Source organism: Streptomyces sp. NBC_00090, assembly GCF_045160815.1.
In the GTDB taxonomy this organism is placed as follows: Bacteria; Actinomycetota; Actinomycetes; order Streptomycetales; family Streptomycetaceae; genus Streptomyces.
In genome coordinates this window covers 4,775,751-4,789,295 of sequence record NZ_CP108224.1, presented here as the reverse complement: position 1 = coordinate 4,789,295, position 13,545 = coordinate 4,775,751, and the positions used below count along the sequence as shown (strand labels likewise).

At 70.5% G+C, this 13,545-nt stretch carries 12 protein-coding genes and 4 tRNA genes; 8 read left to right on the top strand and 8 right to left on the bottom strand.

Features of this window, described 5'->3' with window-relative positions:
• Window positions 1-32: 32 nt before the first annotated feature.
• Both OG361_RS21390 and OG361_RS21385 read right to left on the bottom strand, forming a co-directional pair.
• Window positions 33-767 carry a hypothetical protein gene (locus OG361_RS21390; RefSeq protein WP_405855828.1) on the bottom strand — a complete coding sequence of 245 codons (735 nt, stop codon included), beginning with the start codon at window positions 765-767 and terminating at the stop codon, window positions 33-35.
• 151 nt (window positions 768-918) lie between these two features.
• Window positions 919-1,269 carry a metallopeptidase family protein gene (locus tag OG361_RS21385; protein WP_055642303.1) on the bottom strand — a complete coding sequence of 117 codons (351 nt, stop codon included), beginning with the start codon at window positions 1,267-1,269 and terminating at the stop codon, window positions 919-921.
• Between the two features lie 127 nt (window positions 1,270-1,396).
• Between OG361_RS21385 and OG361_RS21380 the strand changes: the two genes are divergently transcribed.
• The 3 genes from OG361_RS21380 to OG361_RS21370 all read left to right on the top strand — a co-directional run bounded on the left by OG361_RS21380 (window position 1,397) and on the right by OG361_RS21370 (window position 1,677).
• Window positions 1,397-1,469, top strand: a tRNA-Glu gene (locus tag OG361_RS21380).
• Between the two features lie 38 nt (window positions 1,470-1,507).
• A tRNA-Asp gene (locus OG361_RS21375) sits at window positions 1,508-1,581 on the top strand.
• Between the two features lie 22 nt (window positions 1,582-1,603).
• Window positions 1,604-1,677 (top strand) — tRNA-Phe (locus tag OG361_RS21370).
• 103 nt (window positions 1,678-1,780) lie between these two features.
• Here OG361_RS21370 and OG361_RS21365 read toward each other — a convergent pair.
• Genes OG361_RS21365 through OG361_RS21355 form a run of 3 tightly spaced genes read right to left on the bottom strand, consistent with a single transcriptional unit; the run spans window position 1,781 to window position 3,824 of the window.
• Window positions 1,781-2,623 (bottom strand): cytochrome c biogenesis CcdA family protein, encoded by an 843-nt coding sequence (locus OG361_RS21365; protein ID WP_405855826.1) that lies wholly within the window; start codon window positions 2,621-2,623, stop codon window positions 1,781-1,783.
• The gene (locus OG361_RS21360; RefSeq protein ID WP_405855824.1) at window positions 2,620-3,384 is read right to left on the bottom strand and encodes a DsbA family protein; all 765 of its coding nucleotides are present in this window, start codon (window positions 3,382-3,384) and stop codon (window positions 2,620-2,622) included. Before OG361_RS21360 ends, OG361_RS21365 begins: the two co-directional genes overlap by 4 nt.
• 59 nt (window positions 3,385-3,443) lie before the next feature.
• Window positions 3,444-3,824 (bottom strand): hypothetical protein, encoded by a 381-nt coding sequence (locus OG361_RS21355; RefSeq protein ID WP_405855822.1) that lies wholly within the window; start codon window positions 3,822-3,824, stop codon window positions 3,444-3,446.
• Between the two features lie 114 nt (window positions 3,825-3,938).
• On the opposite strand from OG361_RS21355, the gene hrpA reads away from it, so the two are divergent.
• From hrpA to OG361_RS21340, 3 genes are all read left to right on the top strand, one after another.
• Window positions 3,939-7,886: an ATP-dependent RNA helicase HrpA gene (gene hrpA, locus OG361_RS21350; RefSeq protein ID WP_405855820.1), complete on the top strand. Its 3,948-nt coding sequence runs from the start codon at window positions 3,939-3,941 to the stop codon at window positions 7,884-7,886.
• A gap of 96 nt (window positions 7,887-7,982) precedes the next feature.
• Window positions 7,983-8,056: transfer RNA gene (locus OG361_RS21345), tRNA-Asp, on the top strand.
• A gap of 123 nt (window positions 8,057-8,179) precedes the next feature.
• Window positions 8,180-8,395: a DUF6274 family protein gene (locus tag OG361_RS21340; RefSeq protein ID WP_405855818.1), complete on the top strand. Its 216-nt coding sequence runs from the start codon at window positions 8,180-8,182 to the stop codon at window positions 8,393-8,395.
• Between the two features lie 330 nt (window positions 8,396-8,725).
• Here OG361_RS21340 and bldC read toward each other — a convergent pair whose 3' ends face one another.
• Window positions 8,726-8,932 (bottom strand): developmental transcriptional regulator BldC, encoded by a 207-nt coding sequence (bldC, locus tag OG361_RS21335; protein WP_003949541.1) that lies wholly within the window; start codon window positions 8,930-8,932, stop codon window positions 8,726-8,728.
• Window positions 8,933-9,516: 584 nt separating this feature from the next.
• Window positions 9,517-10,386 carry a hypothetical protein gene (locus OG361_RS21330; protein WP_384576274.1) on the bottom strand — a complete coding sequence of 290 codons (870 nt, stop codon included), beginning with the start codon at window positions 10,384-10,386 and terminating at the stop codon, window positions 9,517-9,519.
• A gap of 175 nt (window positions 10,387-10,561) precedes the next feature.
• Between OG361_RS21330 and OG361_RS21325 the strand changes: the two genes are divergently transcribed.
• Complete coding sequence (locus OG361_RS21325) at window positions 10,562-11,662, top strand: Leu/Phe/Val dehydrogenase (protein WP_405855816.1); 1,101 nt, start codon at window positions 10,562-10,564, stop codon at window positions 11,660-11,662.
• Between the two features lie 366 nt (window positions 11,663-12,028).
• Window positions 12,029-12,283, top strand: a complete 255-nt coding sequence (locus OG361_RS21320; protein ID WP_384576268.1) for a DUF3073 domain-containing protein — start codon at window positions 12,029-12,031, stop codon at window positions 12,281-12,283.
• A 149-nt stretch (window positions 12,284-12,432) separates the two neighbouring features.
• On the opposite strand, the gene purM is transcribed toward OG361_RS21320, so the two are convergent.
• Entirely contained in the window at window positions 12,433-13,512 is a 1,080-nt protein-coding gene (purM, locus tag OG361_RS21315; protein ID WP_405855814.1) for a phosphoribosylformylglycinamidine cyclo-ligase, read from the bottom strand.
• Window positions 13,513-13,545 lie beyond the last annotated feature (33 nt).

The following is a 13,545-nucleotide window of genomic DNA, read 5'->3' as shown; positions in this document are numbered from 1 at the left end:
ACTCTCCCCCACCTATGGCAAACCGGACTCCGTCACACCGGTCCGACCTGCGGTGATGCCACCGGCTCCGGAGGCGCCCCCGGCCCGTCCGCCGCCCGCATCGCACCCAGCTGGGGCTCGGGTCCGGAGGACGGCGGATCGGTCGGATTCGAGGTCGGCTCCGGCGTCGGTTCCGGGGTGGGCACGGTCGGCTCCGGCGTCGGTTCCGGGGTCGGTACGGTCGGCTCCGGCGACGGCGTCACCCCGCCGCCACCCGGACCCCCGGCCCCTCCCCCGTTGTCGCCGCTGCCCGCGCCGCCACCGCCGTCGCCGTTGCCGCCACTGTTCCCGCCGCCGCTCCCGCCGCTCCCGCCGTCCACGGGGCCCCCGCCCGGCCCCTCGCCGCCGCCGGCGGCACCGCCGTTGCCGCCCGTCGGCCGGGGCTTCGGGGAGCCGCCGGGTCCTGGCGAACCCTCCACCGGCAGCAGGACACCCGTCGAGGGCTCCGCGGACGCCGTGGGCGAGCCGCTCGGCACCAGGGACTTCGCGCCCCCGCCGGCCACGTCCGGCCCGCCCTTCTCCGGCCGGCCGTTCCAGGAGCCGCCGCCCCCGCCCGGGAGACCGGTCCCGCCGTCGGACTCGGCCGCCACTCCGCGCTTCCCCCCGGACGCACCGGGCGCCGGCTTCGCCCCCTCGTCACTCACACTCATACAGCCGCTCAGGCCGGCGCAGGCCGCGACGGCCAGCGCGGCGGCGGCCCATCGCACACGGGTGGGCAAATGGCGCACGGGGGCACCTCCAGGACACAACAGGCAGGGAAGGAACGCGTCACCCTGCCCAACTCCCTTTGCGCCACAAGGGACACGCCCGGGACACCGCGGGCGTGCGCCTCACACGTGCCTCACCGCACGACCCGGCCGCCTCACGGCACGACCCGGCTCAGCCGTAGCCCAGCGCGTGCAGCCGCTCGTCGTCGATCCCGAAGTGATGGGCGATCTCGTGCACCACCGTGATCTCGGTCTCCGCGACCACGTCCTCGCGCGACTCGCACATCCGCAGCGTCGGGCCCCGGTAGATCGTGATCCGGTCCGGCAGCACGCCGGCGTACCACTCGCCGCGCTCGGTCAGCGGCGTCCCCTCGTACAGCCCGAGCAGCTCGGGATCGTCCGGGGCGGGCTCGTCCTCCACGAACACCGCGACGTTGTCCATCAGCCGGGCGAGTTCCGGTGGGATCCGGTCCAGGGCCTCGGCGACAAGTTCCTCGAACTCCTCGCGCGTCATCTCCAGCACGCGCCCATTGTCCCCCTGCCGGAGGGACTCTCCGCGGGTCGGCGGAAACCGTTTTGGCGATCCCGGCCGACATCCCATATGCTTCTCACGTCCCCGACGCGCTGAGAAGCGCCCCGGCGGGCCCTTAGCCCTCATCGTCTAGTGGCCCAGGACGCCGCCCTTTCAAGGCGGTAGCACGGGTTCGAATCCCGTTGGGGGTACGCATTAACGTGTGCGAGACTTGTCTCGCACATTGCAAGGCTCTGTGGAGCAGTTGGTTAGCTCGCCACCCTGTCAAGGTGGAGGTCGCGGGTTCAAGTCCCGTCAGAGTCGCTGAGGCTGGAAACAGTCTCGTGGCTGGGTAGCTCAGTTGGTACGAGCGATCGCCTGAAAAGCGATAGGTCGCCGGTTCGACCCCGGCCCCAGCCACAAACAGAAGGCCCCGTTCGAAAGAACGGGGCCTTCTTCGTTTCCCCGAAGCACCCGGAAAGCCCGTACGGGGAAGGGGCCCGCGCCCCTTCCCCGCGTGCGGTCACGCCTCCTCGCGCTCCCGCGTCCGGCTCCCCCGCCGGCCCCGGACCGCGAGCACCACCGCCACCACGGCCACCACCGCGACGAGCAGCGCCCAGTCCGGCACCGACCGGCCCAGCTCCGCCACCCGCTCCTCCACCGCGAACGACTCGTCCACCGAGAGCAGCCCCGGCAGCGCGGTCGTCCCGTCGAAGACCAGGAAGAGCGTGCCGAGGGCGATGAAGAACAGGCCCGAGAGCAGCGAGGTCGAGTGGAGCGTGAGCGGGCCGACCCGGAGCGGCCGGCCGCGCAGCCAGCGCCGCCGGCCCAGGTCGTACCGCTCCCAGAGCAGGGCGAGGACGAAGAGCGGGACCGCCATGCCCAGCGCGTACACGGCGAGGAGCAGGCCTCCGTACGCCGGGCTGCCGCTCAGCGCCGCCACCGTCAGGACGCTGCCCAGGATCGGGCCCGCGCAGAAGCCCGCGAGGCCGTAGACGAGGCCCAGGGCGTAGACGGAGAGCGCCGACGTGGGCCGGATGCGGCCGCTCGCCTCGGCGATGCGGCGGGAGGCGAAGCCCAGGCCGAGGAGCTGGAGGACGCCGAGCCCGACGATCAGCCAGCCGCCGACGGTGACCAGGAGGTCCCGGTTGCCGTAGAAGAACCGGCCCGCGAAGGAGCCGGCCGCGCCGAGCGGGACGAGGGTGGTGGCCAGACCCGCGTAGAGGATCCCGGTCCTGGCCACCAGCTTCGCGCGCGTGTCGATCGAGTACGCGAAGAAGGCGGGCAGGAGCAGGGCGCTGCACGGGCTGAGGAGGGCGAGCAGGCCGCCGAGGAAGGCCGCGAAGTAGCCGATGCCGGAGGTCACCGTGCGGCGCCCGGCGTCTTCTCCGACCTCGCCGGCTTCTCGGACTTCGCGGCCTTCGCCGCCGCCTCGATGGCCTCGGTGAAGGTCTCCAGGGGCTGCGCGCCCGCGATCGGGCGGCCGTTGACGAGGAAGGACGGGGTGGAGGTCGCGCCGAGCGCGTACCCCTGCTCCTGGTCCTCGCGGACGGCCTCGCGGGCCGCCGCCCCGTCGGTGTCCTTCGCGAACCGGGCCGCGTCGGGGACGCCCGCCTCCTTCGCGAGGGCCGCGAGCCGGTCCTTGCCGAAGCCCTTCTCCTTGGCCCCCTCGGCGTAGGCGGCCTTGTGGAACTCCCAGAACCGGCCCTGCTGCCCGGCCGCCCAGGAGGCGCGGGCGACGGCCTCCGACTCCTCGCCGAAGATCGGGAAGTTCCGCCACTCGATGCGCAGGGTGCCCTCGTCCACGTACTTCTTCACGAGGACCGGCTCGGTGTCCCGGGCGAACTTCCCGCAGTAGCCGCACTTGAAGTCGGCGTACTCGATGAGGACGACGGGCGCGTCGGCCCGGCCGAGGGCCAGCTTGTCGGAGGCGTCGCGGCGGGCGTACGCCTCCAGCTCGGGGTAGACGCCGGCGGAGGGATCGGCGGAGACCTCGGCGACGGCGGACGAGCCGCCCGCGCCGCCGTCGCCGGAGGACGGCCTGGTGGCGGTGTACGAGACGACGCCGAGCAGCACGGCGGCGGCCGCCACCCCGGAGACGATCATGATCGGCCTGGACTTGGACATGCGGAAGCGCTCCTGCGGAGGAAAGAGGGAAGAGAGGACGGCGGAGGGCGGCCGTCCGCCTACACCCTCATCAGGATCGACAACTCCACCGGAGACGGCGGTACGCGCTCGGGCGGCTCCCGTCCCGGCGCCGTCCCCCGCCCGTCCGGCTCCCCGTGCCGGACCGCGCACGGCGTCCGGTCGGCGGCGAGCGCGGGCAGCAGCTCCGCGAAGCCGCCGGAGCGCGGCGGTACGACGGGACGCGAGGCGCCCGCGTCGGGCCCGTGACCCGGGTCGCACCCCGGCACGGCGGCGCCCACGACGGCCATCGGGGAGGCGGCGACCGGGGCGGCCACCGGCGCACCCGGAGGCGTACTCACCGTCGCCCCGCACACCAGGAGACCCAGCACCAGCGCCGTCAGCACGGCGAGGGCCGCCGGGGCGCGGGTGGTGCGGATCATGCGAAACCTCTCGGGTCCGGTCGACGTGCCCGAAATAGTACGCACCCCCGGGGAACGTCCCGCTCGTAAATGGGTTCGCCGCTTCTCGGCCGCAGGTGCGATCCTGGGATCCGTATGTCTACTTCCTTCGCCGCCCTCCAGTCCGTCCTGGCCGAGGTCTCGCTGCGGGACTCCCACCGGCTCGGCCGCCGTCTCGAAGGCGCCCGCCGCATCCGCAAGCCCGAGGCCCGCGAGGCCGTCCTGGACGAGATCGCCGCCGAGGCGGCCAAGGCCAAGGAGCGCGTCGACGGGCGCGCCTCTCGCGTGCCCCCGGTCACGTACCCCGAGCAGCTGCCCGTCTCACAGAAGAAGGGCGAGATCCTCGAGGCGATACGCGACCACCAGGTCGTGATCGTCGCCGGTGAGACGGGTTCCGGAAAGACCACCCAGATCCCGAAGATCTGCCTGGAGCTCGGCCGGGGCGTCCGGGGCATGATCGGGCACACGCAGCCCCGCAGGATCGCCGCCCGCACGGTCGCCGAGCGGGTCGCCGAGGAGCTGCGGACCCCGCTGGGCGAGGCCGTCGGCTGGAAGGTCCGCTTCACCGACCAGGTGAACCCCGACGCGACCTTCGTGAAGCTGATGACGGACGGCATCCTGCTCGCCGAGATCCAGACCGACCGCGAGCTGCGCGCCTACGACACGATCATCATCGACGAGGCCCACGAGCGGTCCCTCAACATCGACTTCCTGCTCGGCTACCTGGCCCAGCTGCTGCCGAAGCGCCCCGACCTCAAGGTCGTCATCACCTCCGCGACGATCGACCCGGAGCGCTTCTCCCGCCACTTCCGCGACGCCCCGATCGTCGAGGTCAGCGGCCGTACGTACCCGGTCGAGGTCCGGTACCGCCCGCTCCTCGAAGAGGACAGCGAAGAGTCGGACCGGGACCAGATCACCGCGATCTGCGACGCCGTGGACGAGCTCAAGGCCGAGGGCCCCGGCGACGTCCTCGTCTTCCTCTCCGGCGAGCGCGAGATCCGGGACACCGCGGACGCGCTCCTCAAGCGGAACCTCCGCAACACCGAGGTCCTCCCCCTCTACGCCCGCCTGAGCCACGCCGAGCAGCACCGCGTCTTCCAGGCGCACTCCGGCCGCCGGATCGTGCTCTCCACGAACGTCGCCGAGACCTCCCTCACCGTCCCCGGCATCAAGTACGTGATCGATCCGGGCACCGCCCGCATCTCGCGCTACTCGCACCGGACCAAGGTCCAGCGCCTGCCGATCGAGCCGGTCAGCCAGGCCAGCGCCAACCAGCGCAAGGGCCGTTGCGGCCGTACGTCCGACGGCATCTGCATCCGGCTGTACTCGGAGGACGACTTCCTGTCGCGGCCGGAGTTCACGGACCCGGAGATCCTCCGTACGAACCTCGCCTCCGTCATCCTCCAGATGACCGCGGCCGGCCTCGGCGACATCGAGAAGTTCCCCTTCATCGACCCGCCGGACCACCGCAACATCCGGGACGGCGTGCAGCTCCTCCAGGAGCTCGGGGCGATCGACCCGGCGGAGAAGGACCCGAAGAAGCGCCTCACCCCGCAGGGCCGGAAGCTCTCCCAGCTGCCCGTGGACCCGCGGCTCGCCCGCATGGTCCTGGAGGCGGACAAGAACGGCTGTGTCCGCGAGGTCATGGTGATCGCGGCGGCGCTCTCCATCCAGGACCCGCGCGAGCGGCCGGCCGAGAAGCAGACGCAGGCCGATCAGCAGCACGCCCGCTTCAAGGACGAGACGAGCGACTTCCTCGCCTACCTGAACCTCTGGCGGTACGTCCGCGAGCAGCAGAAGGAGCGGGGATCCAGCTCCTTCCGCCGGATGTGCAAGCAGGAGTACCTGAACTTCCTGCGCATCCGCGAGTGGCAGGACATCTACGCCCAGCTGCGGACGGTCGCCAAGCAGATGGGAATCCACCTGAGCGAGGAGGACGCGCCGGAGCAGTCCGTGCACGTCTCCCTCCTTGCGGGTCTCCTGAGCCACATCGGTCTCAAGGACGTGAAGGACGGCGCGAAGAACGACTACCTCGGCGCCCGCAGCGCCAAGTTCGCGATCTTCCCCGGCTCCGCGCTCTTCAAGAAGCCCCCGCGCTTCGTCATGTCGGCGGAGCTCGTGGAGACCTCGCGCCTCTGGGCCCGGGTGAACGCCCGGATCGAGCCCGAGTGGATCGAGCCGCTCGCCGAGCACCTGACGAAGAAGACGTACAGCGAACCGCACTGGGAGAAGGACCAGGCGGCCGTGATGGCCTTCGAGAAGGTGACGCTGTACGGCGTGCCGATCGTCGCCGACCGCAAGGTGAACTACGGCCGGATCGACCCGGAGGTCTCCCGGGACCTGTTCATCCGGAACGCCCTGGTCGAGGGCGACTGGCGCACCCACCACAAGTTCTTCGCCGACAACCGCAAGCTCCTCACCGAGGTCGAGGAGCTGGAGCACCGCGCCCGGCGCCGGGACATCCTCGTCGACGACGAGACGCTCTTCGACTTCTACGACAAGCGCGTCCCCGAGCACGTCGTGTCCGGCGCCCACTTCGACTCCTGGTGGAAGCACAAGCTCCACGAAGGAGGCGCTGCGGCGGAGTTCCTCGACTTCGAGCGCGAGATGCTCATCAACGAGAAGGCGGGGGCGGTCACCAAGGACGACTATCCGGACTCCTGGCGGCAGGGCCCGCTGAAGTTCCGGGTGACGTACCAGTTCGAGCCGGGCGCGGACGCGGACGGCGTGACCGTCCACATCCCGCTCCAGGTGCTCAACCAGGTGACGGACGAGGGCTTCGAGTGGCAGATCCCGGGTCTGCGCGGGGAGGTCGTGACGGAGCTGATCCGCTCCCTGCCGAAGCCGATCCGCCGCCACTACGTGCCCGCGCCGAACTTCTCGACCCGCTTCCTCGACGCCGTCGTCCCCGTGCAGGAGCCGCTGGCGGGCGCGCTCGCCCGCGAGCTCCAGCGGATGGTCGGCGTCCCGGTCACGGCCGAGGACTTCGACTGGGCGAAGGTCCCCGACCACCTCAAGGTCACCTTCCGGATCGTCGACGAGCGGCGCCGCAAGCTGGCCGAGGACAAGGACCTGGAGACGCTGCGGCTGAAGCTGCGCCCCAAGGCCCGTCAGGCGCTCTCCCAGGCCGCCGCGGCGGCCACGGGCGGCCCGGACGGCTCCGGCCCGTCCCTGGAGCGCACAGGGCTCACGGGATGGACGATCGGCACCCTCACGAAGGTCTTCGAGACCCGGCGGGCCGGCCAGCCGGTCAAGGCGTACCCGGCGCTCGTGGACGAGGGCGCGACCGTCGCCGTACGGCTCTTCGACACGGAGGCCGAGCAGGCCCAGGCGATGTGGCGGGGCACCCGGAAGCTGATCATGCTGAACATCCCGGTGAACCCGGCGAAGTTCGCCTCGGACAAGCTGACCAACCAGCAGAAGCTGGCCCTGTCCTCGAACCCGCACGGCTCGATCCAGGCCCTCTTCGACGACTGCGCCACCGCCGCGGCCGACAGGCTGATCGCGGACCACGGCGGCCCGGCCTGGGACGAGGAGTCCTTCCGGAAGCTGTACGACAAGGTCCGCGCGGACCTCGTGGACACGACGGTGCGGACGGTGGGGCAGGTCCAGCAGATCCTGGCGGCCTGGCAGGCCTGCCAGCGCCGGCTCAAGTCCACCAACAGCCTGGCCCTGATCAACAACCTGACGGACGTGCGCGAGCAGCTGGCCTGGCTGGTGCCGGCGGGCTTCGTCACCCGTACGGGCCTCAAGCGGCTCCCGGACCTGATGCGCTATCTGGTGGCGGTGGACCGGCGACTCCAGCAGATGGCGACCGGGGTCCAGCGGGACACCACCCGGATGGAGAAGGTCCACGAGATGCTGGACGAGTACGCGTGGCTGCTCGAACAGCTCCCGAAGGGCCGCCCGGTGCCGACCGAGGTCACCGACATCCGCTGGATGATCGAGGAGCTGCGGGTGAGCTACTTCGCGCACGCGCTGGGCACGGCGTACCCGGTCTCGGACAAGCGGATCGTGAAGGCGATCGACGCGGCGGCGCCCTGAGCGGCGTCGCTGTGCCCCGGGCGCCGGCGCGTTCGACCGGACCGCTGACCTGCTGTACAGTGTTCCTCGCAGCCACTTACGAGGGGCTGCAGCCAAGGACCTGTGGAGCAGTTGGTTAGCTCGCCACCCTGTCAAGGTGGAGGTCGCGGGTTCAAGTCCCGTCAGGTTCGCTTTACCGAAGGCCCGCATCGTGAGATGCGGGCCTTCGTTGTGTTCCCGTGTATTGACGGGGCCACGTGCCGCCGGTACCCCGGAGTCAGGGAATCGGGGGCCCACACCGGAGGTGGTCGCGCATGGCCTCGGCTTCGGCTGCACGACACGACACACGGGCGCTGCTGCGTGCCCATCTGGCGGCCGCTTCCCGCTACGGACACCTCACTCGCCACTGCGTGGTCTGCCATCGCCTCCTGCGGCTCGTCATGGAGCTCCCCGAGCACGAGGAGCAGGAGCCGGAGCGCGAGCCGGCGACGTCCTCGGCAACGGAGGACGAAAGTCCCACCGGCCCATGACCAACGGCGGGTTGAGGGCGATCCCGGAAGTGGGAGGCTGTTGATTGGCAAGAGTTCGCCAGTGTGACGGGAGTCACTGAACCAGTTTCAGAAACCGCTTCACTTACACCCTGCCTACACCGGCCCGATTTAATATGTGCAATTGCACCGCCCTCCGCAGAGTGGCGCAGGGCACAAAAAAGATCGCGCCAGACCCGGCGGAGTCCAGCGCGATCGTTGACGAAGTCCTGTTGGGGCAGGTTTCCGTCGGCAGTACTAGAGGTGGGCGACCGGATTGGGGGATCCGGACGGGCCCGGTGTTACAGGGTGTTGCGGGGTGTTGAGCGAGCCTCAGGCTTCGCTGCGCTGCTGCGGAATACCCGCAAGCAGTGCGCGAACCTCGGCCTCGCGGTACCGGCGGTGTCCACCCAGCGTGCGGATGGACGTGAGCTTGCCGGCCTTCGCCCAACGGGTAACCGTCTTCGGGTCCACACGGAACATCGTGGCAACCTCGGCGGGGGTCAGCAGCGGCTCGGCATCAGGGGTGCGAGCGGTCATGAGCGGCCTCCTCGGGAGAACCGAACCATCTCGGTTCTTTCCTCTAAATTCTGCACCTTGACCCGCGTTGCCCGAAATGGCAGAAGCGGGCCGAGTCGGTTATAGGACGAACGGCTTGTCCTCGGCACTACAACTACACCATCCGTCCAGCCACGTCGGCCAAACCGATGGAATTGCCCTCGCAGGTGTTCATCAGCGGCGGAAGTCGATGGACCATGCCATAACGGACAGTCACGCGCCTGTAACGATCAGTCACAGAGCGATCAGGAGTCCTCAGACCCCCCATAGAGTGCAATGCTGAGCGTTCCGCCCATACTTGGACGGAAGGAACCCTCCCCGGACTCCTTGTCCTATTTTGGCACGAGGGTGGGTGATGGGCGCAAGGGTGCATTAAGTGCTGTCCGTCACGCTTGAGCCAAAGGCCCGGATCGGGACCAACGTCCCCACCGGACGAGAGCCGAAAGACCCCGTCGCGGAAGTGACGCCTGTTGACCCGGAGCCCAGCGGTCCGGATGCATGAAGATCATTTACCCCAGCCGGACATGTCTTGTCGATGGCGACCTGACGAAGATGCCCGACTGATGTCAATTCGCGCCCTGCAGGTCCCTGACGCGCCGCCAGCGCTCCGCGAGACGCCCGTACACCTCGCTCGCCAGCTCACCGTCCCCCGCACGCAGCGCGGCGATCCCCTCCGCCATGTCCGCCGCCGACCGCTCCGAGGCCAGCCACTCCGCCGGGACCGCGTGCACCAGGCCGCCGAAGTCCAGCTCCACGAGCGCCCGCGGATGGAACTCCTCCAGCCAGCGGCCCACGTCGACCAGGCCCTCCGTCATCGGGCCCTCCTCGATCGACTCCCGCAGGGCCCGCAGCGCCCGCGCGAGCCGCCGCCGCGCCTGCGCCATCGTCGTCCGGTAGCGCAGCACCGGCGCCCGGCCCGGCCCCGTGCCCCCCTCGCCCGCCGGCTCCCCCGGCTCGTACCGCCGGTCCTCGTCCCCGAAGAGCGCGAACCAGCGCAGCGGCACCTGCCAGAGCGCCGTCCGGATCCACGGCCGCGCGTCCGGGTTCCGCGCCAGCCACCGCTCGTAGTCGCCGGCCACCTGCTCACGCACGACGGGCGGCAGCATCGCGTCGAGCACCGGCTCCGGGTACGGGCCGGCCACCAGCTCCTCCAGGGCCAGCCACCCCCGCAGCCGGGTGCGCCACGGGCAGATCACCACCACCCCGTCCAGGTGCGCGACGAAGGCCTCCCCGCTCTCGTGGACCGGCACCGGCACCGGCGGCGTGGGCAGCAGGTCGGCGAGCGAGCGCCGCAGTTCCTCCTGCGCGCCGGGCGTACGGGGCCGGCGGGCGTACCTGGCCCAGTGGCTCCGCTCCGGCTCGGGGAACGCGGCCAGCGGCTCGTACACCCGCAGGTAGGACGCGTAGGGGACGAGGACCGAGGAGGCGACCGTCATGCCGCGAATCCTTCCACGGGGGTACTCCGGGAGGGGGTGTTCCCGAACGAGAGGGGGTGATCCTGAGCACTGCGGCTGATCTACGCCCAGGTAGGACTTACTCTCTTGCCGAACTGGTCCTCCCCCACCCGCAGGGAGGGCCGAAACCGCCGCTTCGTACTTGGGAGTCACCACCGTGACCGATGTGACCGGCGTTCCTGTCGTTCCCGCAGACGTGCTGCACACCTTGTTCCACTCGGAGCAGGGTGGCCACGAGCAAGTCGTGCTCTGCCAGGACCGCGCCACCGGCCTCAAGGCCGTCATCGCCATCCACTCCACCGCCCTGGGCCCGGCCCTCGGCGGGACCCGCTTCTACCCCTACGCCACCGAGGCCGAGGCGATCGCCGACGCGCTCAACCTCTCGCGCGGCATGTCGTACAAGAACGCCATGGCCGGCCTCGACCACGGCGGCGGCAAGGCCGTCATCATCGGGGACCCGGAGAAGATCAAGACGGACGAGCTGCTGCTCGCCTACGGGCGCATGGTGGCCTCCCTCGGCGGCCGCTACGTGACGGCCTGCGACGTCGGCACCTACGTCGCCGACATGGACGTCGTCGCCCGCGAGAACACGTGGACCACCGGCCGCTCCCCCGAGAACGGCGGCGCCGGCGACTCCTCGGTCCTCACCGCCTTCGGCGTCTTCCAGGGCATGCGCGCCTCCGCGCAGACCCTGTGGGGCGACCCGACCCTGCGCGGCCGCAAGGTCGGCGTCGCGGGAGTCGGCAAGGTCGGCCACTACCTCGTCGAGCACCTCCTGAAGGACGGCGCCGAGGTCGTGATCACCGATGTGCGCGAGGAGTCGGTGCGCCGGATCACCGACAAGCACCCGCAGGTCACCGTCGTCGCCGACACGGACGCGCTGATCCGCGTCGAGGGCCTGGACATCTACGCGCCCTGCGCGCTCGGCGGCGCCCTGAACGACGAGACCGTGCCGGTCCTCACCGCGAAGATCGTCTGCGGTGCGGCCAACAACCAGCTCGCGCACCCCGGTGTCGAGAAGGACCTGTCGGACCGCGGGATCCTCTACGCGCCCGACTACGTGATCAACGCCGGTGGCGTGATCCAGGTCGCCGACGAGCTGCACGGCTTCGACTTCGACCGGTGCAAGGCGAAGGCCACGAAGATCTTCGACACCACGCTGGCCATATTCGCACGTGCGAAGGCGGATGGAATTCCGCCGGCCGCCGCGGCCGACCGGATCGCCGAGCAGCGGATGTCGGAGGCCCGGCGCGGCTGAGCCGACGCCGCCGAAGCCCGGGCGCGGCCGGTCCGGCGCGCCCGAGGCCGGGCACGGCCGTACGGAGGATCGACCCGTCACGGGGGAGATCGGAGGGGCACCGGGGGGACACCCGGGAGACTTCGCTCACCCCCCTCGGCGGGTCGTACCTCCAGAAGAGGTTAAAATCGCGATTGACCAGCGAGGAGAGGGCGCCTCGAAGGTTCTGTACCGAGGTATGTGATGCGCACGGCGTACCGTAGACCCGAGGAAACAGGTACCGTTGAAGCCCTACGGGCCGGTCTCTCTGTCGAGAGTCCGTTCCGAATCATGAACGCGTGTCAAGACTCTGGGGCCATCGAGCCCCGTCACCGAGGGGGTCGAGCCATGGGGCGCGGCCGGGCAAAGGCCAAGCAGACCAAGGTCGCCCGCCAGCTGAAGTACAGCAGCGGCGGGACTGACCTGTCGCGTCTGGCCAATGAGCTGGGCGCTTCGACTTCGAACCAGCCGCCGAATGGCGAGCCGTTCGAAGACGACGACGAGGAAGACGACCCGTACGCGCAGTACGCGGATCTCTACAACGACGATGACGAGGACGAGGACGACGAGTCCGGTCCCGCGTCGTCCCCGCGTCGCGCTTGACCTTCTGAATCACCGAAACCCGGTCCGGTACACCCGGCCGGGTTTCTGTGCTGTCCCGGTCCGTACGGACATACGGACATACGGACATAGGGGAGCGGCCCGGCAGCACACCCCTGAGGGGCGCTGCCGGGCCGCTTCCGTACGTCTGCTCAGTTCGCGTAGTCGCCGACCAGCTCCGCGCCGGTCGTGTGCGCGCCGCGCTCGGTGATCTCGCCCGCGACCCAGGACTCGACCCCGCGGTCCGCGAGGGTCGTCAGGGCCACGTCCACGGACTCGGCCGGGACGACGGCCATCATGCCGACACCCATGTTCAGGGTCTTCTCCAGCTCCAGGCGCTCCACCTGGCCGGCCTTGCCGACGAGGTCGAAGATCGCGCCCGGGGTCCAGGTGGAGCGGTCGACCGTGGCGTGCAGGCCGTCCGGGATCACCCGGGCCAGGTTGGCGGCGAGGCCGCCGCCCGTGATGTGGCTGTACGCGTGGACGTCCGTGGTCCGGGTGAGGGCCAGGCAGTCCAGCGAGTAGATCTTGGTGGGCTCCAGGAGCTCCTCGCCGAGGGTCCGGCCGAGCTCCTCGACCCGCTGGTCCAGGGTCATGCCGGCGCGGTCGAAGACCACGTGCCGGACGAGCGAGTACCCGTTCGAGTGAAGACCCGAGGACGCCATGGCGATGACCACGTCCCCCGTACGGATGCGATCGGCGCCGAGCAGCCGGTCGTGCTCCACGACACCCGTGCCCGCGCCGGCGACGTCGAAGTCGTCCGGGCCGAGGAGGCCCGGGTGCTCCGCGGTCTCGCCGCCGACCAGGGCGCAGCCGGCCAGGACGCAGCCCTCGGCGATGCCCTTGACGATGGCGGCGACCCGCTCCGGGTGGACCTTGCCGACGCAGATGTAGTCGGTCATGAAGAGCGGCTCGGCGCCGCAGACGACGATGTCGTCCATGACCATCGCGACCAGGTCGTGGCCGATCGTGTCGTACACGCCCATCTGGCGGGCGATGTCGACCTTCGTGCCGACACCGTCGGTCGCGGAGGCGAGCAGCGGACGCTCGTAGCGCTTGAGGGCGGAGGCGTCGAAGAGACCGGCGAAACCGCCCAGGCCGCCGAGGACCTCGGGGCGCTGCGTCTTCTTCACCCACTCCTTCATGAGCTCGACGGCGCGGTCGCCCGCCTCGATGTCGACGCCCGCGCTCGCGTAGCTGGCGCCGCTTCCGGCACTGGTGGACTCAGACATGCTGAAGAACTTTCGTGTCGTACTGCGGGGTTT

What these genes read in the sequence shown, in the direction of transcription:
- OG361_RS21360 (WP_405855824.1), bottom strand. Translation starts at nt 3,384, where the DNA reads ATGTCCAAGTCCAGGCCGATCATGATCGTCTCCGGGGTGGCGGCCGCC.
- OG361_RS21355 (WP_405855822.1), bottom strand. Translation starts at nt 3,824, where the DNA reads ATGATCCGCACCACCCGCGCCCCGGCGGCCCTCGCCGTGCTGACGGCG.
- hrpA (WP_405855820.1), top strand. Translation starts at nt 3,939, where the DNA reads ATGTCTACTTCCTTCGCCGCCCTCCAGTCCGTCCTGGCCGAGGTCTCG.
- OG361_RS21340 (WP_405855818.1), top strand. Translation starts at nt 8,180, where the DNA reads ATGGCCTCGGCTTCGGCTGCACGACACGACACACGGGCGCTGCTGCGT.
- bldC (WP_003949541.1), bottom strand. Translation starts at nt 8,932, where the DNA reads ATGACCGCTCGCACCCCTGATGCCGAGCCGCTGCTGACCCCCGCCGAG.
- OG361_RS21330 (WP_384576274.1), bottom strand. Translation starts at nt 10,386, where the DNA reads ATGACGGTCGCCTCCTCGGTCCTCGTCCCCTACGCGTCCTACCTGCGG.
- OG361_RS21320 (WP_384576268.1), top strand. Translation starts at nt 12,029, where the DNA reads ATGGGGCGCGGCCGGGCAAAGGCCAAGCAGACCAAGGTCGCCCGCCAG.
- purM (WP_405855814.1), bottom strand. Translation starts at nt 13,512, where the DNA reads ATGTCTGAGTCCACCAGTGCCGGAAGCGGCGCCAGCTACGCGAGCGCG.